Below are 23010 nucleotides of genomic sequence, written 5' to 3'. Positions count from 1 at the left end.
AAGGTCAGAATTACGCAGTGACAGCCGACGCTGTCCTGGTCGATCATAACCCCGAACCCCATGACGTTTGTGTTGCACCGCCATATGGGTGGCCTTACTTCCTCTTTCCTCCACGGAGAAACGCACCATGACCCTGCTTGAAGATGAATCCGGCGCCGAGTTCGACAGCCTGTTGCCCCGGGTGGGCTTCACCCGGCGCGACTTCCTGGTCGGCAGCATCGTTGCCGGATTCGCCCTGGCCACCCAGCCGGTGATGGCCCAGACCGCCATCGACACCCCGGCCGACGGCCTGGTCACCGGCATCGAGCCCCTTGTCGGCGCCGACCGCCAGGCGGTGCCGGCCTACTACGCCCGGCCCGAGGGCAAGGGGCCCTTCCCGGTGGTGCTGGTGGCCTCCGAGATCTTCGGCGTGCACCACTACATCCAGGACGTGTGCCGGCGCCTGGCCCGCCAGGGCTACTTCGCCATCGCCCCGGACCTGTTCGTGCGCCAGGGCGACCCCACCAAGATCAGCAACGTGCAGCTGATCCTCGACAGCATCGTCGCCAAGGTGCCGGACGCCCAGGTGCTGGGCGACCTGGACGCAGCGGTGAAGTTCGCCACCACCCATGGCGGCGACGCCAAGCGCCTGTACATGACCGGCTTCTGCTGGGGCGGTCGCGTCACCTGGCTGTACGCCGCCCACAACCCCAAGCTGCGCGCCGCGGTGGCCTGGTACGGCAAGCTGGAAGGGGCGCCCAGCGCCCTCAATCCCAAGCAGCCGGTGGATCTGGCGCCGAACCTCACCGTGCCGGTGCTGGGCCTCTACGGCGGCAAGGACCAGGGCATTCCCCTGGACGACGTGGAAGACATGAAGGGGCTGCTGAAGAAGGGCGGCAGCGGCTCGGAGATCATCGTCTTCCCCGAGGCAGGCCACGCCTTCCACGCCGACTACCGGCCCAGCTACCGCCAGGCCGAAGCCGAGGAGGGCTGGAAGCGCCTGCTCGACTGGTTCGCCCGCCACGGCAGCGGCCGGGGCTGATCCGGCACGGCAAGCCAGGGTCTGCCTTGGGGCGGGCCGGCAATGCAAAACGGGGGCCGCGGCCCCCGTTTTTTCATCCGCGCCGCCCGCGTCGGCGCAGCCCCGTCAGGCGATGCCGGTGCAGACGTACTTCACTTCCAGGTACTCCTCCAGGCCGTAGTGGGCGCCCTCCCGGCCCAGGCCGGACTGCTTGACGCCGCCGAAGGGAGCCACCTCGTTGGAGATGAGGCCGGTGTTCACGCCCACCATGCCGTACTCCAGGGCTTCCGCCACCCGGTGGCAGCGGCCCACGTCGCGGCTGTAGAAGTAGGCGGCCAGGCCGTACTCGGTATCGTTGGCCAGGCGCACCGCCTCGTCCTCGCTAGTGAAGCGGAACAGGGGGGCCACCGGGCCGAAGATTTCTTCCCGGGCCAGGCGCATCGCCGGGGTCACGTCGGCCAGCACCGTGGGTTGGAAGAAATGGCCGTTCCGGGCCCATTCGTCGGCGACCCGACTGCCGCCGGCAACCACCCGGGCGCCTTTGGCCCGGGCGTCGGCCACCAACTCCTCGACCTTGGCCAGGCCGGCGGCGTCGATCAGGGGCCCCTGCTGAACCCCCACCTCGGCGCCGTCGCCCACTTTGAGGGCGCCGGCCTTGGCCGCCAGGGCGGCGGCGAAGCGTTCGTAGATGCCGTCCTGGACCAGCACCCGGTTGGCGCAGACGCAGGTCTGGCCGGCGTTGCGGTACTTGGCCACCATCAGGCCCTCCACCGCCGCATCCACGTCGGCGTCGTCGAAGACGATGAAGGGGGCGTTGCCGCCCAGTTCCAGGGACAGCTTCTTCAGGGTCGGGGCGCTCTGGGCCATGAGCAGGCGGCCCACGGCGGTGGAACCGGTGAACGACAGCTTGCGCACCACCGGGCTGGCGGTCAGCTCGGCGCCGATGGCCGGAGCGTCGGCGCCGTCGCCGGTGACCACGTTGAACACCCCGGCGGGCAGGCCGGCCCGGCCGGCCAGTTCGGCCAGGGCCAGGGCGGTGAGGGGCGTCTGTTCCGCCGGCTTGACCACCACCGGGCAGCCGGCGGCCAGGGCCGGGGCCACTTTGCGGGTGATCATGGCGGCCGGGAAGTTCCACGGCGTGATCGCCGCGCACACCCCCACCGGCTGCTTGATCACCGCCAGGCGCTTGTCCGGGGCGGTGGTGGGGATGGTCTCGCCGTAGGCGCGCTTGCCTTCCTCGGCGAACCATTCGACGAAGGAGGCGGCGTAGGCCACCTCGCCCCGGGCCTCGGCCAGGGGCTTGCCGCCCTCGGCGGTGATCAGCCGGGCCAGATCCTCGGCGTGGGCGTTCATCAGTTCGAACCAGCGGCGCAGCACCTGGCCCCGCTCCTTGGCGGTGCGGGCGCGCCAGGCCGGCCAGGCCACCTCGGCGGCGGCGATGGCGCGGCGGGTTTCGGCCGCGCCGCACCGGGGAATGCGGGCCAGGACCGTGCCGTTGGCCGGGTTGGCCACCGGGTAGGTGGCGGCGCTGTCGGCCCCGATCCACTGGCCGTCCACGTAGGCGAGCTGCTTGAACAGGTGGTTGTCCTGCAGCGTGAGATTTTCGCTCATGACTTGATTTTTCCGTTGGGTAGGCGCGATTATTAACAAATCACTTTAAGAAGACTGCTCCCGACCATGGCTCTCGACCCCGTCTGTCGCGCTTTTCGGGCCGTCTGGCGCCTGTCCGCCCTGCTGGCGGCGCTGGGCCTGGCGGCCTGCGGCACGCCCGGCCCCCGGCCGGTGGAGGCTTCCCGCTCCACTATAGCGCACCCCTCCCGGGAGGTTTCGCCCCTGGCCCAGGAGGTGGTGTTCTACGCCCTGGGCCTGCTCGACACCGGTTATCGTTTCGGCGGCAAGAACCCGGAGGCGGGGCTCGATTGCAGCGGCATGGTCAGCTACATCTACGACCGGGCCGCCGGCCTGCGCCTGATGGGCTCCGCCGCCGACCTGGCCCAGCGGGGCCGTCCGGTGGGCGGTTCCGACCTACGTCCGGGGGATCTGGTGTTCTTCAACACCCTCAACCGGCCCTATTCCCACGTGGGCATCTACATCGGCGACAACCGCTTCGTCCACGCGCCCAACTCCCGTGGCAAAATCCGGGTGGACCGCCTGGACGCGCGCTACTACGCCGAGCGTTTCGAAGCCGCCCGCACCATGTTCGACTGAGCGTGCCCGGGCGGGCGGCCGTCGCCATAAAAAACGGGCAGAGGGATGAAGCGGTGCTCGCACCGTCCACAAACTGCCATCTGGAGACAGCTTCATGACCATCCCCGCCGCCTTCCGCGGACGGATGACGGTGCCCGCCATCGTCGCCCCGATGTTCCTCGTGTCCGGCCCGGACCTGGTGTCCGCCGCCTGCCGCGCCGGCATCGCCGCCTCTTTCCCGAGCCTCAACGCCCGGCCCCTGGCCACCCTGGACGCCTGGTTCGGCCAGCTCAACGAGACCCTGGACGAGACCCACGCCCCTTACGGCGTCAACCTCATCCTGCATCCGTCCAACACCCGCCTGGCCGACGACCTGGCCCTGGTGGTCAAGCACAAGGTGCCCTTCGTCATTACCAGCCTGGGCAACCCGGCGCGGGTGGTGGAGGCGGTGCACGCCTACGGTGGCGTGGTGTTCTCCGACGTGATCCACGCCTACCACGCCAAGAAGGCCATCGAGGCCGGCGTGGACGGCATCATCGCCGTGGGCGCCGGCGCCGGCGGCCATGCCGGCACCCAGAGCCCCTTCGCCCTGATCCGCGAGATCCGCGAATTCTGGAACGGCACCCTGATCCTGGGCGGCGCCATTTCCGACGGTGCCAGCATCCGCGCCGCCGAAGTGCTCGGCGCCGACTTCGCCTACATGGGCACCCGCTTCATCGCCACCCAGGAGTCCATGGCCCAGCCGGCCTACAAGGACATGCTGACCACCGCCGGGCCCCGCGACATCGTCTATACCCCGGTCGTGTCCGGCACCAATGCCAACTTTCTCTGGCCCAGCCTGGAGAAGGCCGGCTACACCCAGGAAAGCCTGGCCGCCGGCGGCAAGCCGGCCAACCACGACTACGCCGACGAGGCCAAGGCCTGGCGCGACGTGTGGAGCGCCGGCCACGGCGTCGCCAACATCCACGACGTGCCCACGGTGGCCGAGTTGGCCGCCCGGCTGGCGGAGGAATACCGGCTGGCCTGCGCCCTGCCGCTGTCGCCGGCTCTGCGCTCCCCGGTCTGAACGGCTTGCCGGGAAACCTCGGCAACGGAACGAGAAAGGCGGGCGCAAGCCCGCCTTTTTCGTCGCCCTTTTCCTTGCTCTTTCCCTAGCACCACTTCGGTGCTAGGGTGGCGGTCTTCCACCTTGCCGCCGGCATGGGCCCGCCCCCGCCGCGATCCACGCAAGCAACCCTGCGTCCAGCCGCCGCCCATGCACGCCATCGACGAAAGCCAGATCGACACGCTCCTGAAGGGCGTCCAGATTCCTCCCTGCCCTGCCGTCCTTACCCAGCTGTCCCGGGAAATGGAGCAGGAGGACCTCAACCTGCAACGCATCGGCCGCCTGATCAGCCAGGACGTGGCCCTGGCCGCCGGGGTGCTGAAGATCGCCAACTCGCCCCTGTTCGGCGGCCGCCAGGTGGGCTCGGTCGGCGAGGCCCTCAACCTGCTCGGCCTGAAGAACGTCTTCAACCTGGTGGTGAGCCAACTGGTGCGGACCAGCCAGGCCGCCGGCCCCCGGGCCCCGACCATGGCCCGCTTCTGGGACAGTGCCGCCTATTCGGCCAGCGTCTGCGCCCTGCTGGCGGCGCAACTGCCCGGCTCGTCCCGGGAAAACGCCTACTCCTTCGGCCTGTTCCACGATTGCGGCATCCCGCTGCTGATGCAGAAGTACCCGGACTACAAGGACGTCCTCAAGCAGGCCAATACTGCCGAGGGGCTGCGCTACACCCAGGTGGAGGATGGGGCCTACGGCACCAACCACGCCGTGGTGGGCTACCTGTTCGCCCGCCAGTGGGGGCTGGCCGACGTGATCTGCCAGGCCATCCTGTCGCACCACGACTTCGTCTCCCTCGACCATGAGGCCGGGCTGTCCGACGAAGCCTGCACCCTGATCGCCATCAACCTGCTGGCCGAGCGCATCGTGAACCTGTTCCTGCGGGTCAACGACGAGGCCGAGTGGGACAAGGGCAAGCAGGCCGTGTGCGCCTTCTTCGGCCTGTCCGAGCAAGATCTGGACGACATCGTGGACGACACCCTGGTGCGCCTGGAGAAGACCCGCGCCGTGAAGGTAGCCTGATCCGGAGTCTGGAACCGGCCGCTTTGGGCGGCCCCCGTGCCGGGCAATGGCGGGGGGCAAAAAATGAAAAGGGCGGCCTAAGGCCGCCCTTGTACTTTTGGGGCTCTACCCGTCAGAGCAGGAACAGGGTGGCCAGGCCGAGAAAGATGAAGAAGCCGCCGGAGTCGGTGACGGCGGTGATCATCACGCTGGAGCCCACCGCCGGATCGCGGCCCAGGCTCGCCAGGGTGACCGGGATGGCCACGCCGACGGTGGCCGCCAGCAGCAGGTTGAGGGTCATGGCCGAGGTCATCACCAGGCCCAGGGCGGGGGAGCCGTAGAGCACCCAGGCCAGCACGCCGAGCAGGCCGCCCCACACCAGGCCGTTGATCAGGGATACCCCCATCTCCTTGCGGTACAGGCGCCGGGCGCGGTCGGTGGACAGCTGGCCCAGGGCCAGGGCGCGCACGATCATGGTGATGGTCTGGTTGCCCGAGTTGCCGCCGATGCCGGCGACGATGGGCATCAGGGTGGCCAGGGCCACCAGCTTCTCGATGGAGCCCTCGAACAGGCCGATCACCCGGGAGGCGACGAAGGCCGTCACCAGGTTGATGGCCAGCCAGGCCCAGCGGTTCTTCACCGAGTTCCACACCGGGGCGAAGATGTCCTCCTCCTCGCGCAGGCCGGCCTGGGCCAGCTGCTCGCTCTCGCTTTCCTCGCGGAAGTAGTCGAGTACGGCAGCCACGGCGAGCCGCCCCACCAGCTTGCCCTCGGCGTCCACCACCGGGGCGGACACCAGATCGTAGCGGTCGAAGGCCTCGGCCGCGTCGTCGGCCGGGTCGTTGGGGGTGAAGCGCAGGGCGTCGCTGCGCATCACCGCCGTGACCTCGGTCTCGGGTTCGGTGACGAGCAGGCGGGAGAGGGACAGCACCCCCTTGAGCAGGTCGTTGCGGTCCACCACGAACAGCTGGTCGGTGTGGTCGGGCAGTTCGTCGAAGCGGCGCAGGTAGCGGAACACCACTTCCAGGGTGACGTCCTCGCGCACCGTCACCATGTCGAAGTCCATCAGCGCCCCCACCGTGCCTTCCGGGTACGAGAGGGCGGCGCGCAGTTGTTCCTGCTCTTCCCGGGGCAGGGTCTGGAACAGGTTCTGCACCACCTCCCGGGGCAGGTCCGGTGCCAGGTCGGCCAGTTCGTCCGCATCCAGGGACTGGGCGGCGGCCTCCAGCTCGGCCGGGGCCATGGAGGCGATCAGGGTTTCCCGTACCGCGTCCGAGACTTCGAGCAGGATTTCGCCGTCCCGCTCCGCCTTGACCAGGTTCCACACCACCAGGCGGTCGTCCAGGGGCAGGGCTTCCAGGATGGTGGCGACGTCCGCCGGGTGCATCTTGTCGAGCTTGCCGCGCAGTTCGGCCAGGTGGCGCTTGTGCACCATGGATTCGACCAGATCGTGGCGGGGCATTTCCTGGCGGTGCACCAGGTCTTCCACCAGGCGGTGCCGGGCAAGCAGGGTCTGCACCTCGGACAGGCGCGTCTGCAGCGCGTCGGCGTCTCCCAGGGGCGTCGGCTCGTGGTCGTTGTTGAAGGGCGGCATGGCGGGCCTGGGCGGAGGGAAGAAAGGGACGGCGGGGTGCCCAGGATTCTAGCACCGGGGCGGCGACAGAATTTTGACACCGGCCAGGGCGAAGAGGCGCGCCGTTGCTGGGGCTGGGGCGAGGTCGCCGCGGGGGCCGCGCCGGTCGCGGCACGGCGGACCAGGGGAGCGGAAAACAAGGCAGGGCGCGGAGTTCCGGCCGGTGGGGCTATCCGCGCCCCCGGGTCAGGGGATTTCCGCCGCCGGCATGCGCGCCTGGATGATGGCCGTCTTGCGCCCCAGCCCGGGGGCGCCCCGGTTGCGGTCGTAGAAGCGGGGGTTGGGCACCATCCCCGCCAGGCGGGCGGCCTGTTCGCTGCCCAACTGGGCGGCGGAGAGTCCGTAGTAGTGGCGGGCGGCGGCCTCGGCGCCGAACACGCCGTTGCCCCACTCGATGACGTTGAGGTAGACCTCGAAGATGCGCCGCTTGTCCCAGACGGCCTCGATCATCAGGGTGATCAGCGCCTCCTCGGCCTTGCGCCAGGGGGTCTTGTCCGGGCTGAGGAACAGGTTCTTGGCCAGCTGCTGGGAGATGGTGGAGCCGCCGGCCACCACTTTCCCGCGCCGCTGGTTCTTCTCCAAGGCCTTCTGGATGCCTTCCCAGTCGAAGCCTTCGTGATCGACGAAGCGGGCGTCCTCGGCAGCGATGATGGCGCGCTTGAGGTTGGGCGAGATGCGGGCGTAATCGACCCACTGCTTCTTCAGTTGGGCCTTGGGGTCCTTCGCGCGCAGCTCGGCGAGGCGGATTTCCATGAAGCGGGTCATGTCTGGATTGACCCAGTTCCACCACAGCACCCAACCGAACAGCCACAGCTGGTAGAGGAGCACCACGGCCACCAGGGCGACGACGCCCCGTCTCAGCCAGCGCAGCAGGAACAGCATGGGGGACTTGGGATCAGGCCGGGCGCAGCAGGCGGCGCACGGCGGCGGTGTCGGGGCGCACCCCGCGCCACAGGGCGAAGGCCTCGGCGGCCTGCTCCACCAGCATCCCCAGCCCGTCGGTGCAGATCGCCGCGCCGAGCTGGCGGGCCTGGGCGAGGAAAGGCGTGTCGGCGCCGTACATCATGTCGTAGGCGACGCCGCCCGGGGCGTACAGCCCGGCGGGCAGGGGCACCGGCTCGCCTTGCAGGCTGGCGCTGGTGGCGTTGATGACCACGTCGAAGCGGCGCCCCGCCAGGTCGGCGAAGGCGCAGGCGCTGACCTGGGCCCGGGGATGGCTGGCGGCCACCAGTTCCACCAGGGTTTGGGCCTTGGCCACGGTGCGGTTGGCGATGGCCAGTTCGGCCGGGCCGGCATCGAGCAGGGGCCCCAGGGCGCCCCGGGCGGCGCCGCCGGCGCCGAGCAGCAGGATGCGCTTGCCGGCCAGGGACACGCCGAGGAAATCGGTCAAATCGCGCACCAGGCCCACTCCGTCGGTGTTGTCGCCGAGCACGGGCACGCCGTCCATGCCGAAGGCCAGGGTGTTCACCGCCCCGGCCAGTTGCGCCCGGGGGGTGAGCCGGTTGCCCGGGGCGCCGGCCAGCCGGTAGGCGTCTTCCTTGAACGGCACGGTGACGTTGGCGCCCCGGCCGCCTTCGGCGACGAAGGCTTGCACCGCCGCGGCAAAGCCGTCGGCTGCGTCGATGGGCGCCAGACGGGCCTCGTAGGTCAGGTCCTGGCCGGTGGCGGCGGCGAAGGCGGCGTGGATGGCGGGGGACTTGGAGTGGCCGATGGGGTTGCCAAAGACGCAGTAGCGGTCGGTCATGGCGGACGTGGGAACGTGGTTATTTGGACTGGAGCTGGTCGCCCTGGGTGAAGGACCAGGTGCGGGTGATGTAGAGCAGGTCGGTGTCGCGGCGGATTTCCGGGGGGAAGGGCGCGTAGGGACCGGCGAGCTGGACGATGCGCCGGGCGGCCTCGTCCAGCACCTTGAAGCCCGAGGGGCGGTTCAGCTCCACGTCGTGGACGGTGCCGTCGGGCTTGATCACCACGGTCATCACCAGGGTGCCGTAGGTGCGGCCCTTGGCGGCATCCGGGTAGTTGAGGGTGCCGACTTTCTCCACCTTCTGCCGCCAGGCTTCCACGTAGCTGGCGAAACGGTATTCGGCGGTGCGGGCGCCGACGAACTGCTTGCGCGGCATCTTGTTGTAGTCGTCCACATGGCGGTCGATCTCGCCCAGGGTGCGGGCCATGGCCAGGGCGCTGCTGGCCAGGTCCTTGCCCGACACAGGGGACGGGGGCGGCGCGTCCGGCGCGGTTTCCCGGGCCTCACGGGCGGTGCTGGCCGGGGACTTGCGGGCCTGGCTCAATAGCGCCCGTTGGGACGCTTCCAGCTCCTGGACGCGGCGCTGCTTGCGCTCCAGCTCGTTGCCGTCCCGGTGTTCCGGCGCCGGGGGCAGGGGCGTCTTGGCGCGGCGCTCCTGTTCGGTGTTGCCGCCGCCGTCCAGGTTGTTCTGGGCCAGGGCCTGGGCGTTGCTGGGCGGTCGCTTTGACTTGGCATTGACCAGCACGATGTCCAGGGCCTTGTCGCGCAGGGCCCGGGAGGCGTCGGGGAACTGGAAGTGCAGCGACAGCAGCACGGCGTGGAGCAGCACCGACGCGCCGATGCCGACCATCAGCGGCCGGGAACTGGCGGCCGGCGGCATGGGGGCAAAGGGCAGGGCGGTGCTGTTCATCTCAGGCGGCTCCGTCGGCTTGGGCGGGTTGGAGGGCGTCGGGCGCTGCCGCTTCCCCCGGTGCGGCGGTGGCAGCGGGCGCCGCTTCCACTTCTTCCCCGGCGTCCCCATCGTCCCCATCCAGGTCGGCCGGCAGGACCTCGGCGGTGGCGCCCAGGGCGGCGACGAAGCGGAAGTCCAGGGTCAGGTCGAGCAGGTCGGTCTTGTCCACCGCCAGGGTCACCCGGGAGCCCGGGGCCAGCTCGGGCAGGGAGGGCACCCGGTGCAGGCCGGGTAGGCGGTCCACCTTCACCAGGTTTTCCTTGCGCACCGTGGCGTCCAGCTGGGCGATACCCTCCTGGGCCAGCCAGCGGATCACCCAGTAGCGCTCCATGCCGCGCTGGAAGTCGGCGTAGGCGGCGTAGGTCAGCTCGAAGTCACGCATGGCGGCGAAGAGCACGTCGGACTTGCCCGAGAAGGTCGGGGGCTTGCCGCTCACGGCGGCCATCAGCTGCCACTGGTTGACCAGGTCCACGTAGCGGCGCAGGGGCGAGGTGCTCCAGGCGTAGCAGTCCACCCCCAGGCCCTCGTGGGGCAGGGGCGAGGTGGTCATGCGCACCTTGCCGCCGACCTGGGCCCGGTACAAGGCGGGAATCTTCTGGTCGGCGAGCAGCCGGCCCCAGGTGGAGTTGGCGACGATCATCAGCTCGGCCACCAGCTTGTCCAGAGGGCTGCCCCGGGGGCGCTCGCTGATATGCACCCGGCAGCCGTCCGGATCGTTCTCCAGGTCGCCCTCGATGTCGAAGTTGTAGTCGTTGACGCCCTGGGTGGCCGAGGGCTTGCCGCGCCGGCCCTCGCAGGCGCAGGCGAAGTGGTAGAGGGTGAGCAGCTCGTCGCGGAAGGGGAACTCGGCCAGACCGCCAGCCAGGGTTTCGGCGTTGAACAGGGGCTCCACATCCTGGTGGCGCAGGTTGGTGGCGATCGGCACCACCTCGCAGCGGGACTCGTGGGAGAGGATCTCCCAGGTGTCGGAGACGGTCAGGTAGAGCGACAGGGCCGGGCAGTCGCGGCCGCCGTAGAGGGTGAAACGGTCCACCACTTCGCTGGGCAGCATGGTGATCTTGTTACCCGGCATGTACACCGTGGACAGGCGCTTGCGCGCCACCCCGTCGAGGGGCGAACCCAGGCCGAACCCCAGGCCCGGCGCGGCGATGTGGATGCCGATGCGCCAGCCGATGCCGGGCAGGGGCGTCACCGACAGGGCGTCGTCGATCTCGGTGGTGGCGGCGTCGTCGATGGAGAAGGCCTGGACCTCGGCCCGGGGTAGGTCGTCCGGGGCGTGGGGAATCTCGATCTCGGGGAAACCGGTGCCCTGGGGGAACTGGTCGAACAGGAAGCGCTTGTAGTGCAGCTCGTAGGCCGAGCGGAAGGCACCGGCGGCGAACAGCAGGGCCTGGGCCGACTTGCCGCTGCGCTCCATGGCGGCCTCCAGGGCCTTCACCTCGGGACGGTTACGGTCCGGCTTGAACAGCAGGGCGTCCACCTGGTTGCGGAACTCGTCGGGCAGGGTGCCGGCGGCGATCTCGCCGGCCATGCGTTCGATGGCTTCGGCTTGCAGGCGCTTCTTCTCGGCGCCGGCCAGGGCGGCCTTGAGGATATCCGGCGGGGCCTTGCGGAAGCGGCCGCGGCCCTTGCGGTGGAAGTAGATCGGGGCGGCTTGCAGGGCCAGTAGCACGGCGGTGGCTTCCACCGCGCCGGGGGCGTGGCCCACGTAGTCCTGGGCGAACTCGGCGAAAGCGAATTCGCCCTCGCCGGCGCATTCCCACAGGAATTCCGGGTCGATGCCGGCGGCCTCGCTCTCGGCCAGGCCGAGCAGGGCCGTGGGCGACGGCTCCTTGAAGCGCAGCAGCACGTTGGCGGCCTTGATCTTGGAACGCTTGCCCGAGGCCGACTCCACCTGCAGTGTGGCGTCGTTGTCGGCAAGCACGGAACCGGCCTTGAAGGCGCCGTCTTCTTCAAACAGGATAAACATCCGCGGATTATACCTTTGCCGCCGGGCCGTTCCCGCCCTCGTGTGACGCGGCAATCCCCGCGAACTCAAGGAGTTGGGGAATCATTTCGGGAAAGCGGGTGAAGCTGTGGTCGCCGCCGTCGAACACCCGCTGCGCGGCCCCGGCGTAGCGGGCCACCGCCTCCCGGTAGTCGAGCACCTCGTCGCCGGTTTCCACCAGCAGCAGGTAGCGGGACGGGGTGATGCGGGGTGCCTGCAAGGCTTCCAGCTCGGCGATGTGGGCGGCGGTGAACACGAATACCTCGCCGGTGTACAGGTTGGTCTGGGGCCCCAGGTAGTCGGCCAGGGAGGTGGGGGCGGCCACCGCCGGGTTGATCAGGATGGCCTTGAGGCCGTGCTTTTCCGCCAGCCAGGTGGCGTAGTAGCCCCCCAGGGAACTGCCGGCCAGCACCACCGGGCGGCCGGCCGCCTGGGCCTGCTGGATCAGCGCTTCGGCCAGGGCGATGGCCTCTGCCGGCCGGTCGGGCAGCGTCGGGCAGACGAACGCATCGGCCAGGCCCCGGGCGGCCATCGCCTCGCCGAGCAGGCGAGCCTTCCAGGACTGGGGTGAGGAGCGGAAACCGTGCAGATACAGGAGCATGGGAGGCATGACGAATCTCGGGGAATGGGGGGGGCTGGGGCGGGCCGGGGCGTCCGGACCGGATTATTTGGCGGCGAAGCGGTGCGGAGCCAGGGCGGGGAGATCGCCGGCCAGGGCCGCCAGGGCATCCCGGACGGCGGGGTCGTTGCCCAGCTGGGCGGCCCAGAAGGCGGTGGACAGGGCGAGCAGCCAGGGCTGGAACGGTGGGGCGCTCCTTGCCGAGCCCGCCGCGACCGCCTCGCCGGCGAAGTCCGGGTGGCGCCCGTCGGCGGCGACGAACAGGTACTTGCCGCCCGCCGGCATGTGCTCGAAGGGCAGGCAGCGGTTGGCGGCGTCGATGTCGCCGCGCAACAGGCCCGCATCCTGGGTGCCGGTCAGGGACATGAAGGGGGCGGCCACTCCGGCAAAACGCGCGGCCAGGGGCAGCGGGTTGGCCCGGGCCGAGGGGGAGAAGGCCAGGGCGGCCCCCAGGTTCGCCACCGGGGCGTGGAAGATGTTGGCGGCGCTGGCGGGTGCGCCCGATGCGGCGGCACTCGGATGAGCCGCCTCGGCCGGGGCCAGGTCGTCGTGGATGCGCCGCTCGCCGGCCAGGGCCTGGACGGTGACGCCGCCGAAGGAGTGGCCGGCAACTCCAATAGGGACGGGCGTTTCCAGAGGGGTGGTCTGGAGATCGGCCACCAGCGCGGCGATCAGGGCATGCATCTCGGCAACCCGCGTCCGTAGTGCCTTTGCGGCCAGGGCCTCGCGCAGGGCCCGGCGCAGTTGTAAGGGCGAGCCGTCGATCGGCCGTTCGTGGCGGTGGGTCAGGGCCACGCCGAGAAAACCGTGGCTGGACCAGTGGGACAGCCAGGCGGCGCCGGAGCGGCGATCCCCGCCCAGGCCGTGGGAGTAGGCGATGACGCCGCGCAGGGGGAGGAGGCCGTCGGGCCGGGGCCGGTAGGCGCGGATCGCCAGGGGGGCGTCCGGGGTGAGCCCGGGAACCTCGCCGTCCTCCACCGCTACTGCCCAGGGGCCGGGGGCGGCCCAGGGCGCGAGGGCGGCGGGCAGTGCCGGCTGAGGCGGGGCCCCGTCCGGCGCCGCGGTGCCGGTCAGCCCGCCGACCAGCTCACCGCTCCCATCTGCCAGGTGGCCAGCACGACGATACCGAAGACGATGCGGTACCAGGCGAACACGGTGAAATCGTGGCTGGCGATGTAGCGCAGCAGCCAGCGCACGCACAGGAAGGCCGAGACGAAGGCGGCGACGAAGCCCACCACCCACATGCCCAGGTCGTCGGCGGAGAGCAGGGCCCTTTCCTTGTACAGCTCGTACAGGGTGGCCATGGTCAGGGTGGGAATGGCGAGGAAGAAGGAGAACTCGGTGGCAGCCTTGCGCGACAGGCCGAAGAACAGGCCGCCGATGATGGTGGCGCCGGAGCGGGAGGTGCCCGGGATGAGGGCCAGGGCCTGGGCGAAGCCGAGCTTGACGGCGTCGACCACGGTCAGGTCTTCCACTTCCTGGACGCGCACCGTGTGGCGGCGCTTTTCCGCCCACAGGATGATCAGGCCGCCGACGATGAAGGCCGTGGCCACCGTCACCGGGTTGAACAGGTGGGCCTTGATCGCCTTGCCCACGGCCAGGCCGATCAGGGCCAGGGGCAGGAAGGCCACCGCCAGGTTGAGCACGAAGCGCTGGGCCCAGGTCTGGCCCAGGCTGCCGAGCACGTGGACGATGCGCGCCCGGTATTCCCAGCACACCGCCAGGATGGCGCCGGACTGGATGACGATCTCGAACAGCTTGCCCCGGTCGTCGTTGAAGTTGAGCAGGTCGCCGGCCAGGATCAGGTGGCCGGTGGAGGAAATGGGCAGGAATTCGGTGAAACCCTCGACCAGGCCGAGGATGAGGGCTTTGAGCAGGAGCAGGAGGTCCATGGGGGGCCGGGGGCGAAGGCCGTAAATGAAAGGCGACGATTATACCGGCAGGCCCGCCCCGGCTCCCGGCCCCGGAGCTGACCCGGTGCGGGACCGGGCTATCAGCCGGGCCGGCCGGTATCGAACAGGTGCGGCGCTTCCGCCGGGGCGCAGCGCCAGTACTGGGGCGGGGCGCTCACCCGGGCGCCCAGGGCCTGGGCGGCGTGCCAGGGCCAGCGCGGGTCGTAGAGAATGCCCCGGGCCAGGGCCACCAGGTCGGCGCTGCCCTCGGCCACCACCCGCTCCGCCTGGTGCGGGTCGGTGATCAGGCCCACGGCGATGGTCGGCAGTCCGGTCTCGGCCTTGATGCGGGCGGCGAAGGGCAGCTGGTAGCCGGGCTCGGCGGGAATCTGCTGCCGGGAATCCAGGCCGCCGCTGGAAACGTGGATGAAGTCGGCGCCCCGGGCCTGCAACGCCCGGGTGAATTCGACGCTCTCGTCCACGCTCCAGCCGCCTTCCACCCAGTCGGTGGCGGAGATGCGCGCCCCCAGGGGCTTGCCCGCCGGCCAGGCGGCGCGCACCGCGTCGAACACCTCCAGGGGAAAGCGCATGCGGTTGGCCAGGGAGCCGCCGTAGGCGTCGTCGCGCTGGTTCGACAGCGGCGAGAGGAATTGGTGCAGCAGGTAGCCGTGGGCGGCGTGCAGCTCCACCAGGTCGAAGCCGAGCCGGTCGGCGCGCCGGGCGGCGGCCACGAAGGCGTCGCGAATGCGCGCCAGCCCGGCGGTGTCCAGGGCCGCCGGCGGTGCTTCGCCGGGCCGGCCGGCCAGGGCCGAGGGCGCCAGGGGCAGCCAGCCGCCCTCGGCCCGGGAAAGCTGGCGGATGCCGGTCCAGGGCGCCGAACTGCTGCCTTTGCGCCCGGCGTGGGACAGCTGGATGCCCAGGGCGATCGGGGAGTGGCGGCGCAGGGCGGCCAGCACCCGAGCGAACGCGGCTTCGTTGCCGTCGCTCCACAGGCCGGCGCAAAAGGGCGAGATGCGTCCCTCCGGCGTTACCCCGGTGGCCTCGACGATGAGCAGCCCGGCGCCGCTCAGGGCCAGGTTGCCCAGGTGCATCAGGTGCCAGTCGCCAACGTTGCCGTCCTCGGCCGAGTACTGGCACATGGGGGCGATGACGATGCGGTTGGCCAGGGTCAGGCGGCCCAGGGCGAGGGGAGTGAACAGGCGGGGAGCGCTCATGGGAATCCTCGACGTGGCGAAGCCGGCGCCGCGCGCGGTGGCGGCGTGGCGGGTGAGGGTGATAGGGAGGTCAGTCGGGCCGGGTCAGGGCTTCCAGCTCGGTCAGCCAGGCCAGGGCCGCTTCCCGGCTGTCGCCGCACATTTCCGTCGACGGTTGCAGTCCGCCGCAGCAGGCTGGCCGCTCGGGGCGGCCGAACAGGGCGCAGCCCAGATCGGCGGTGAGCTGGACGCAGGGCACTCCGGCGGGCTTGCCCCCGGGCATGCCGGGGATCGGTCCGGCGATGGAGGGGGCGATGCAGCAGGCGGCGCAGTGAGGACGACAGGCGGGACGGCAGTTCATGGCGGCCATGATACCCGGCCCGCCGCAACGCCCGCGCGGGCGGGGGGTCAGGCGCCGTTGCCCGGGGCGCGCAGGGGCAGGGTGAGGGTGAAGCAGGTGCCCTGGCCCGGCACGCTGGTCACGGTGAGGCTGCCGCCGAGCAGTTCGGTGGTCAGGTGGTGGGCCAGGTGCAGTCCCAGGCCGGTGCCGCCCTGGCTGCGCCGGGTGGTGACGAAGGGGTCGAAGATCCGTTCGAGCTGGTCCGGGGCGATGCCGGTACCGTTGTCGCGGATCGTCACTTCGATCTGGCCGCCGTCCGGCAGGCGCCGGGCGGCGATGCGCACCTCGCCGCTGCCCTGGTTGGGGAAAGCATGGGTGAGGGCGTTGCCCACCAGGTTTTCCAGGGTCTGGCCGAGGGGGCCGGGGTAGCTTTCCAGGATCAGGTCGGCGGGGATGTCGGTGACCAGGCTGTGGGGGCTGGTCTTGAAGCGGGTGCGCAGGATGTGCAGGGTGTCGTCCACCGCGTCGGCCAGGGTGAAGCTGCGCCGTTCCACCGAGGCCCGGTCCACCGCCAGCTGCTTGAACAGGCGGATCAGGCCGGCGGCCCGCCCCAGGTTGTGGCCGATCATGCGGCTGCCCTCGGCGACCTGGGCCAGGAACTCGGCAAGGGTGGAGCGGCGCAGGCCGGCGGCCAGTTCCTGGTCCAGGGCTTCCCGGGCTTTTTCCAGGGTGGAATTGGCGACCACGGCGGCGCCGATGGGGGTGTTCAGCTCGTGGGCCACCCCGGCCACCAGCAGCCCCAGGGACGAGAGCTTTTCGGCCCGCACCAGCTCGGTCTGCATGGCCTGCTGCCGTTCCAGGGCATCGCTCAGGGAAGCGTTGGCGGTGTTCAGCTCGTCGCTGCGCCGGCGCAGCCGGGCCAGGGCCTGGTTGCGCTCGTGGGTGGCGAGGACGACCCGGGCGGTGAACAGGCTGATCATGCCGAGCAGCAGGATGGCAATCAGCACGCAGCGCAGCAGGATGCCCTGGCGCAGCTCGTCGATGATGTCCTGGGGGGCGTGCACCACCAGCCGCCAGGTTGGGGGCGTGATGCCGCCGGTTTCGAGCAGGGCGGCCGGGTCTCCGTCCACCGGCGAATAGGTGTCGAACAGCCACAGTCCGCCGGCATCGGCGAACTGGCCCGAGGTCCGCAGCTGCATGGTCTGCCACAACGCGGGCTGGCTGCGCGGCAGGGCGTGTTCCGGGTGGCCGAGCATGAAGCCCCAGGCCTGCTGCGGGTCCGGGGAGAGCAGCCAGTAGCCCTCGTGGTCGACCAGGTGCAGTTCCAGGCCGAAGGAACTGGGCATCTGGCCGAGGCGTTCGAGCAGCACCTTGGCGAGGAAGTTGAGGGTGAGGATACCCCGGGCGTTGCCCTTGCTGTCGTAGAGGGGAGTGGCGATCCGCAGGGTGGGCTTGTAGGGCAGCTCGATCTGGTCGTTCTCGCTGTTTAGGTCGAGGCGCGAGTAGTAGACCTGGCCGGGGTGCAGGGTCATGGTCTCGAAGAAGAAGGGGCGGTGGCGCTTGTCCTGCAGCTTGTCGGTACGCACCTGGACGGCGCGGCCGTCCTCGAAATTGACGCGCAGGCGTTCCTGCCCGGTTTCGTCGATCCAGCGGATCTTGTCGTAGATGCCCGAGGTGTCGGCGAAGCTCTGCCAGCGGGCGGCCACTTCGCCCAGATCGCCGTTGGACAGGGCCCGGGCCAGGGCCGGGTCCCGGGCGAGGAACATCAGGTCGCGCTTGAGGAAGCCGCTCCAGCGGCTGAGCACGGTCATGCCCTGCACCGCCAGGTCGTTCTGGGCCAGGCGCAAGGGTTCGAGGCGGACGGCGGAGAGGCGGTCGTAGGTGAGGGCGCAGATCAGCACCGTGGCCGCCGCCCAGGGCAGGAGGTTGAGCAGGAAGGCACGGCGCACCCGCCAGAGGCGGAGGCCGGTGCGCCACAGGCGCCGCAACGGTCTCCGCCGGCGGGTGCGGCCGGCGGCCGGGGATGGCGCGGTGCCGTTCAGGTCCGGGCCGTCTGCCACCGCAGCAGGTCCTCCAGGGGCATGGGGCGGCCGTAGTGGTAGCCCTGGGCGTCCAGGCAGTTCCGGTGGCGCAGCCAGTCGACCTGGTCGGGGGTTTCCACCCCTTCGGCCACCACGCCCATGCCCATGCGTCGGGCCACCTGGATGACCATGTCGGCGATGGCGCAGTCGTCGGGGACCGTGCCGATCTCGGCGACGAAGGCCTGGTCGATCTTGAGCCGGTCGATGGGCAGGCGGCGCAGGTAGGAGAGGGACGAGAAGCCGGTGCCGAAGTCGTCGATGGCAATCTCGAAGCCCTGGGCGCGGAAAGCTTCCAGGCGCAGCTGGATGGACTGGGTGTCCTGCATGGCCAGGGATTCGGTGATCTCGATCTCGATCTGCCGCGGGCTGGCACCCTCTTCGCCGAGGATGCGCAGGAAATCCTGGAGCAGGCTTTCACGGGCAAACTGGATGGTGGAAACGTTGACCGCCACCCGCACTCCGGCCAGCCCGTGCGCTGCCATCTGTACTGCCGCCCGGGCGGCCAGGCGCATCACCCGCTCGCCCAGGGTGACGATCAGCCCGGTGGCCTCGGCCAGGGGAATGAAGAGGCCCGGCGACACCGTTTCGCCGTCGGGCAGGGTCCAGCGCGCCAGGGCTTCGGCCCCGGTCAGGCGGCCGGTGGCCATTTCCACCTGGGGTTGCAGGGCGATGCGGATTTCGTCGCGGCCGAGGGCATCGCGCAGGGCCATGGCCAGGCGGTAGCGCTCGGCGGTGGCGGTTTCCAGGCCGGGGACGTAGTCCTCGTGCTGGGAAAAGCCGCGCCGCTTGGCGGTCTTGAGCAGCAGGGAGGCGACCACGATGGCGTCCGCCGGGGTGCCGCGGAACTGGGTGAGGTCGAGCCGGGCCGAGCCGATGCTGACGAACTGGGGCGGGCCGTCGCCGCCGTGCAGGCCGAGCAGGTGGTTGATGCGCTCCTCCGTCACTTCGGACGCCGGACCGAGGATGGCGAAGATGTCGTCGTGGAGCCGGGAGATCAGCAGGGTGGGGCTGAGGCCGGCGCGCAGCCGGCGGGACACCTCGCGCAGTTGCCGGTTGCCCTGCTCGAAGCCCAGGGTCAGGTTGACCGTGGAGAACTCGTCGATGTCGAGCAGGAACAGCACGTAGCCCGGCGTGTAACAGCTGCCGGGGCAGGAGCCGCTCTTGCAGCGCACGTTGTAGAGGTCTTCCAAGGACCGTTCCAGGGCGTTGCGGTTGGCGATGCCGAGCAGGGGGTCCTGGAAGGCCATCTCATCGAGCCGGCTGACCAGGGCCACGTTGTGCAGGCCGCTGCGAATGTTGACGGTGAACACCCGCAGCAATTCTTCCTCGGTGTCGTCCAGGGGGCGCGGCGTGCTCAGATAGGCGGCGTAATTGGCCGAGGCCAGGGAGCTGGGGAAGAACAGCACCCGGCAGTCGGACAGGGCGATGTGGCCGCGTTCGCTCAGGCAGCGGCGGATGGCCGCTTCGATGGCGGGCTCGCCCAGTTCTTCCAGGTGGTGGTCGATGGCCGGGGAAAAGCGCCCGGCGGCGCTGATGATCTGCACCTGGGGCATCGGGTCGTACTCGCCGCGCTGTTCGACGCAGATCATGCCCTCGGGGGGCACGCCGATCAGCTGGGCGATCTCGCGCAGGATGCGGCTGGAGAATTCGCCCAGGGTGCGGGAGGCCACCAGGGTGTTGCTCGATTCGACGATCATTTGCAGCCCGCGCCTGGCCCGGGAGACGCTGGTGAGGTGCTGGTAGGCACGGATGTTGGCTACCAGCAGGGTGTAGAGCCGGTCCACCGACAGTTCGGACTTGGTCCAGTAGTCGTTGATGTCGTAGCCGGCCATCACGTCCTTCATCGGCGCCACCCCGGGGGCGCCGGTGACCAGGACGATACGCACCTCGGCGTTGCCCATGGTCTCGCGCACGGAACGGACCAGACGCAGGCCGGCGTCGTCGGATTCCATCACCACGTCGAGCAGGAGCACGGCGATGTCCCGCTCCCGGGCCAGGATGGCGGCGGCCTCGGCGGTGTTGTAGGCCTGCAGCAGCTCGATCCCGCCTTCCCGGGAGGCGAAGTGGCGCAGGCTGAAGGCCATGGAACGTTGAAAATCGGGGTCGTCGTCGATGGCCAGGACCTTCCAGCGGGTTTCGCCGGGAATGGCGCTGGCCGGTGCGCCTTCGTCGGCGAACGCAAGGAGTTCGTCGCCGCCTTCGTCGTCGGAGGCGGCTGTCGTGCTGGAGGTGACCATCTTGGCTCCCGTGATCGTTGTCCGCCACAGCGCCGGCCCTTGCCCGGGTCCGGTGCCCGGGCCGCCAGCAGGCGCTGGGGCGGATCGCCCGAACGTCATAAACATGGCAGGAAAATGGTCATTCCACAAGCACATGCACCTGACGTTGCGGCAAACCATTGGAATAGGGGCGGCGGGCGAAGTTCCGGACGCGACGCGGGCCTCCGGCTGCCGGGGCTAGACCCTATAATCGCCGGTGCCCGGCCCCTGTCGCCGGACCTTCCGGAATTCCGTCATGACCATGTTTGCCAAGATCGCCGACCGCTGGCTCGCCTTCGTTGCCCTGGCGTTGCTCATCGTCGGCTGCTTCGCCGTGCTGCGCCCCTTCCTCACCGCCATGGTCTGGGCCGCCATCCTCGTCTATTCGGGCTGGCCCCTGCTCAGCTGGATCGAACGGGGCCTGGGGGGGCGGCGCACCCTGGCCACCCTGGTCTTCACCCTGCTCACCATCGGCGTGCTGCTGGCGCCCTTCGCGGTGGTCAGCGTCACCCTGTCGGACAACGCCGGCGAACTGCGCGACCTGGTGCTCAACCTGCGCGCCAAGGGGCTGCCCCTGCCGCCGACCTGGGTGCGGGACCTGCCCCTGGTGGGCGAGCGGGCCGAGGCCTACTGGCTGCTGGCGATCCACGACGAAGCCTGGCTGGCCATGCAGCTCAAGGAAATCCAGGCCCCCCTGGGCGGCGCCCTGCTCAAGGCCGGCAGCCTGCTCGGCACGGGCCTGCTGGAACTGTCCCTGTCGATCTTCATCGCCTTCTTCATGTTCGTGCACGGCGAACACCTGGCGGTGCGCCTCAATGCCGTATTCGAGCGCATGGCCGGGGAAAAGGGCGTACGCCTGACCCGGGTGGCCGGCGACACGGTCACCGGGGTGGTCTACGGCATCCTCGGCACCGCCCTGGCCCAGGGCGTCCTGGGTGGCATCGGTTTCTGGATCGCCGGGGTGCCGGCGCCGGTGCTGCTCGGCCTGGCCATCTTCTTCCTCTCGGTGGTGCCCGTGGGCCCGCCCCTGGTGTGGGGCCCGGCGGCCTTGTGGCTGTACACCCAGGGCGAAACCGGCTGGGCCATCTTCCTCGCCCTGTGGGGCACCCTGGTGGTGAGCAGCGTGGACAACTTCCTCAAGCCTTTCCTGATCAGCCGGGGCGCCAGTCTGCCCTTCGTGCTGGTGCTGATGGGGGTGATGGGCGGCGTGGTGGCCTTCGGCTTCATCGGCGTCTTCCTCGGCCCGACCCTGCTGGCGGTGGGCTACCGGCTGCTCCAGGAATGGACCGCCGAGGCGATGACGGCGGGAACGTCGGGGGCATCGGAAGTGTCGCCGGAGGCAGGCGAATGACGCCGCGGGCGGCCCTGCGCCGCCTGGCGCTGGTGGGCGCGCTGGCCTTCGGTGTCGGGGCCACTGTCGTGTCGGGCAGTGCCGGGGCGGAGGAGGCGAGCCGCCTCGATGCGGTGCTCGAGCGCGGCGTGCTGCGCGTCGGCACCCCCGGCGACTACGCCCCGTTCGCTCGTTGGCAGGTGGAGCGGGGGACCCTGGTCGGCATGGACGTGGACTTGGCCGAAGCCCTGGGGGCGGCCCTCGGCGTCAAGGTGCAGTGGGTGAAGACCTCCTGGCCCGCCTTGATGGCCGACTTGGCCGCCGGCAAGTTCGACCTGGCGGTGGGCGGCGTCTCGGTGAGCCTGGAGCGGCAGAAGCGGGCCCTGTTCTCCGCCCCCTACCTGCATGACGGCAAGACGCCGATCACCCGCTGCGAGAACGTGCAGCGCTTCCAGACCCTGGCCCAAATCGACCGGCCGGGTGTCCGGGCGGTGGTCAACCCAGGCGGCACCAACGAGCGGTTTGCCCGGGCCTACCTGAAGGCCGCCCAGATCAGCGTCCATCCGGACAACACCACCATCTTCGACGAGATCGTCGCCGGCCGCGCCGACCTGATGATCACCGACGCGGTGGAGGCGCGCCTGCAACAGAAGCTGCGTCCGGCCTTGTGCGCCGTCCATCCCGACGCTCCCTTCGACTACTCGGAAAAAGCCTTCCTGCTGCCCCGGGACTTCGCCCTCAAGGCCTGGGTGGACCAGTGGCTGCACCTGGCCCAGGCCTCCGGCGAGTTCGAGCGCATCCAGGCCCGATGGATACCCCGATGACCACGACCATTCCGTTGTTTTCCTGGCGGCGCGCCGTCCGCGGGGCGGCCCCCTGGCTCGCCTGCCTGGCCCTGTGCGCCCCGCCCGCCCAGGCCGGCGAATCCCTGGACCGGCTGGCCGGGCTGATGGCCGAGCGGCTGGCCCTGATGGACGACGTAGCCGCCTACAAGTGGCTGCACCACGGTGCCATCGAGGACCCGCCCCGGGAGGCGGCCCTGCTCGAATCCCTGGACCGGCGGGCGGCGGCGCGGGGAATGGGCAAGGCCCGGCGGGCCGACGCGCGGGCCTTTTTCGAAGCCCAGATCAGTGCCGCCAAGGTGCGCCAGCGAGCCCATTTCGCCGCCTGGAAGAAAGGCACGGTCCTGCCTCCCGAGTCTGCGCCGGACCTGGCCGAGGAAATCCGCCCCCAGCTCGACCGCATCGGTACCGCCATGCTCGACACCCTGCCCCGGGCCTGGCTCGAACTGCAAGGCTCCACCGGCCGCGCCGAACTGCGCTCGGCCCGGCGCCTGGCGGGCCTGCCCCCGGGGCGCGAGGACCCGGCGGTGGAGGCGGCTTTCGCCCCCTTGTGCAAGCGGGCGGGGCTTACTGCCAACAAGTGCTGAAAAACCTGACTGCCTGAAACGCAAGGACTGGCGCGGACTTCCGCCGTGCCATCGTGGAACGCCGCGCCTGACCTGGTTCTGCGGGCAGGGTGATTGGAAAACGAAGCGGGGCGTGCCTTTCCGGCACGCCCCGCTTTTTCGTCAGCGATTCCGAGGACGATCAGACCTTGCGGTAGATTTCCGCGCCGCTCTTCACGAATTCCACCGCCTTGGTCTCCATCCCCTTCTCCAGGGCTTCGGCCTCGGCGATCCCCTGGGCGGCGGCGA

Annotated in this window: 20 protein-coding genes; 7 read left to right on the top strand and 13 right to left on the bottom strand. The window is 70.3% G+C overall.

Translation table 11 applies throughout. The features are described from left to right. The first annotated feature begins 127 nt into the window (after positions 1–127). Positions 128–1021 (top strand): dienelactone hydrolase family protein, encoded by an 894-nt coding sequence (locus V7Z98_RS03160; RefSeq protein ID WP_334156964.1) that lies wholly within the window; start codon positions 128–130, stop codon positions 1019–1021. A 105-nt stretch (positions 1022–1126) separates the two neighbouring features. Here V7Z98_RS03160 and V7Z98_RS03155 read toward each other — a convergent pair whose 3' ends face one another. Then, positions 1127–2611 carry an NAD-dependent succinate-semialdehyde dehydrogenase gene (locus tag V7Z98_RS03155; protein WP_334156963.1) on the bottom strand — a complete coding sequence of 495 codons (1485 nt, stop codon included), beginning with the start codon at positions 2609–2611 and terminating at the stop codon, positions 1127–1129. 66 nt (positions 2612–2677) lie between these two features. On the opposite strand from V7Z98_RS03155, the gene V7Z98_RS03150 reads away from it, so the two are divergent. The 3 genes from V7Z98_RS03150 to V7Z98_RS03140 all read left to right on the top strand — a co-directional run bounded on the left by V7Z98_RS03150 (position 2678) and on the right by V7Z98_RS03140 (position 5309). After that, on the top strand, positions 2678–3208 hold the full coding sequence (locus V7Z98_RS03150) for a C40 family peptidase (RefSeq protein WP_293263010.1): 531 nt from the start codon (positions 2678–2680) through the stop codon (positions 3206–3208). 94 nt (positions 3209–3302) lie between these two features. Continuing rightward, positions 3303–4253, top strand: coding sequence for an NAD(P)H-dependent flavin oxidoreductase (locus V7Z98_RS03145; protein ID WP_293263008.1), 951 nt, complete (start codon positions 3303–3305; stop codon positions 4251–4253). Between the two features lie 189 nt (positions 4254–4442). After that, the gene (locus tag V7Z98_RS03140; protein WP_293263006.1) at positions 4443–5309 is read left to right on the top strand and encodes an HDOD domain-containing protein; all 867 of its coding nucleotides are present in this window, start codon (positions 4443–4445) and stop codon (positions 5307–5309) included. 112 nt (positions 5310–5421) lie between these two features. Here the strand turns inward: V7Z98_RS03140 and mgtE are convergent, their stop codons facing one another. The 12 genes from mgtE to V7Z98_RS03080 all read right to left on the bottom strand — a co-directional run bounded on the left by mgtE (position 5422) and on the right by V7Z98_RS03080 (position 19966). Then, positions 5422–6882: a magnesium transporter gene (gene mgtE, locus V7Z98_RS03135; RefSeq protein ID WP_293263004.1), complete on the bottom strand. Its 1461-nt coding sequence runs from the start codon at positions 6880–6882 to the stop codon at positions 5422–5424. A 225-nt stretch (positions 6883–7107) separates the two neighbouring features. After that, positions 7108–7803, bottom strand: coding sequence for a monofunctional biosynthetic peptidoglycan transglycosylase (mtgA, locus tag V7Z98_RS03130; RefSeq protein WP_334156962.1), 696 nt, complete (start codon positions 7801–7803; stop codon positions 7108–7110). Between the two features lie 13 nt (positions 7804–7816). Next, a complete protein-coding gene (aroE, locus tag V7Z98_RS03125; protein WP_334156961.1) occupies positions 7817–8665 on the bottom strand; it encodes a shikimate dehydrogenase in 849 nt (282 codons plus the stop codon). A gap of 19 nt (positions 8666–8684) precedes the next feature. After that, positions 8685–9575: an energy transducer TonB gene (locus V7Z98_RS03120; protein WP_334156960.1), complete on the bottom strand. Its 891-nt coding sequence runs from the start codon at positions 9573–9575 to the stop codon at positions 8685–8687. 1 nt (position 9576) lies between these two features. Continuing rightward, positions 9577–11586 (bottom strand): ribonuclease catalytic domain-containing protein, encoded by a 2010-nt coding sequence (locus V7Z98_RS03115; RefSeq protein ID WP_334156959.1) that lies wholly within the window; start codon positions 11584–11586, stop codon positions 9577–9579. A 7-nt stretch (positions 11587–11593) separates the two neighbouring features. Continuing rightward, entirely contained in the window at positions 11594–12205 is a 612-nt protein-coding gene (locus V7Z98_RS03110; RefSeq protein ID WP_442951808.1) for a YqiA/YcfP family alpha/beta fold hydrolase, read from the bottom strand. A gap of 63 nt (positions 12206–12268) precedes the next feature. After that, positions 12269–13201, bottom strand: a complete 933-nt coding sequence (locus V7Z98_RS03105) for an alpha/beta hydrolase family protein (RefSeq protein WP_334156957.1) — start codon at positions 13199–13201, stop codon at positions 12269–12271. Between the two features lie 92 nt (positions 13202–13293). Next, complete coding sequence (locus V7Z98_RS03100) at positions 13294–14115, bottom strand: undecaprenyl-diphosphate phosphatase (RefSeq protein WP_334156956.1); 822 nt, start codon at positions 14113–14115, stop codon at positions 13294–13296. A 101-nt stretch (positions 14116–14216) separates the two neighbouring features. Further along, positions 14217–15329, bottom strand: a complete 1113-nt coding sequence (locus V7Z98_RS03095) for an NADH:flavin oxidoreductase/NADH oxidase (protein WP_334156955.1) — start codon at positions 15327–15329, stop codon at positions 14217–14219. A 70-nt stretch (positions 15330–15399) separates the two neighbouring features. Then, positions 15400–15678, bottom strand: a complete 279-nt coding sequence (locus tag V7Z98_RS03090; protein WP_293262988.1) for a YkgJ family cysteine cluster protein — start codon at positions 15676–15678, stop codon at positions 15400–15402. A gap of 38 nt (positions 15679–15716) precedes the next feature. After that, a complete protein-coding gene (locus V7Z98_RS03085; protein ID WP_334156954.1) occupies positions 15717–17708 on the bottom strand; it encodes a sensor histidine kinase in 1992 nt (663 codons plus the stop codon). Beyond that, positions 17687–19966, bottom strand: coding sequence for a putative bifunctional diguanylate cyclase/phosphodiesterase (locus tag V7Z98_RS03080; protein WP_334156953.1), 2280 nt, complete (start codon positions 19964–19966; stop codon positions 17687–17689). Before V7Z98_RS03080 ends, V7Z98_RS03085 begins: the two co-directional genes overlap by 22 nt. 274 nt (positions 19967–20240) lie before the next feature. Between V7Z98_RS03080 and V7Z98_RS03075 the strand changes: the two genes are divergently transcribed. Genes V7Z98_RS03075 through aroQ form a run of 3 tightly spaced genes read left to right on the top strand, consistent with a single transcriptional unit; the run spans position 20241 to position 22743 of the window. Next, the gene (locus V7Z98_RS03075; protein WP_334156952.1) at positions 20241–21335 is read left to right on the top strand and encodes an AI-2E family transporter; all 1095 of its coding nucleotides are present in this window, start codon (positions 20241–20243) and stop codon (positions 21333–21335) included. Further along, entirely contained in the window at positions 21332–22138 is an 807-nt protein-coding gene (locus V7Z98_RS03070; RefSeq protein WP_334156951.1) for a transporter substrate-binding domain-containing protein, read from the top strand. The genes V7Z98_RS03075 and V7Z98_RS03070 overlap by 4 nt, the downstream gene beginning before the upstream one ends. Continuing rightward, positions 22135–22743: a gamma subclass chorismate mutase AroQ gene (gene aroQ, locus V7Z98_RS03065; protein ID WP_293262978.1), complete on the top strand. Its 609-nt coding sequence runs from the start codon at positions 22135–22137 to the stop codon at positions 22741–22743. The genes V7Z98_RS03070 and aroQ overlap by 4 nt, the downstream gene beginning before the upstream one ends. Positions 22744–23010: the final 267 nt, after the last annotated feature.

It is taken from the genome of Oryzomicrobium sp. (assembly GCF_036820405.1).
In the GTDB taxonomy this organism is placed as follows: Bacteria; Pseudomonadota; Gammaproteobacteria; order Burkholderiales; family Rhodocyclaceae; genus Oryzomicrobium.
Note: the sequence above shows the minus strand (reverse complement) of the source record. Positions and strands in the feature narration are given on the sequence as shown.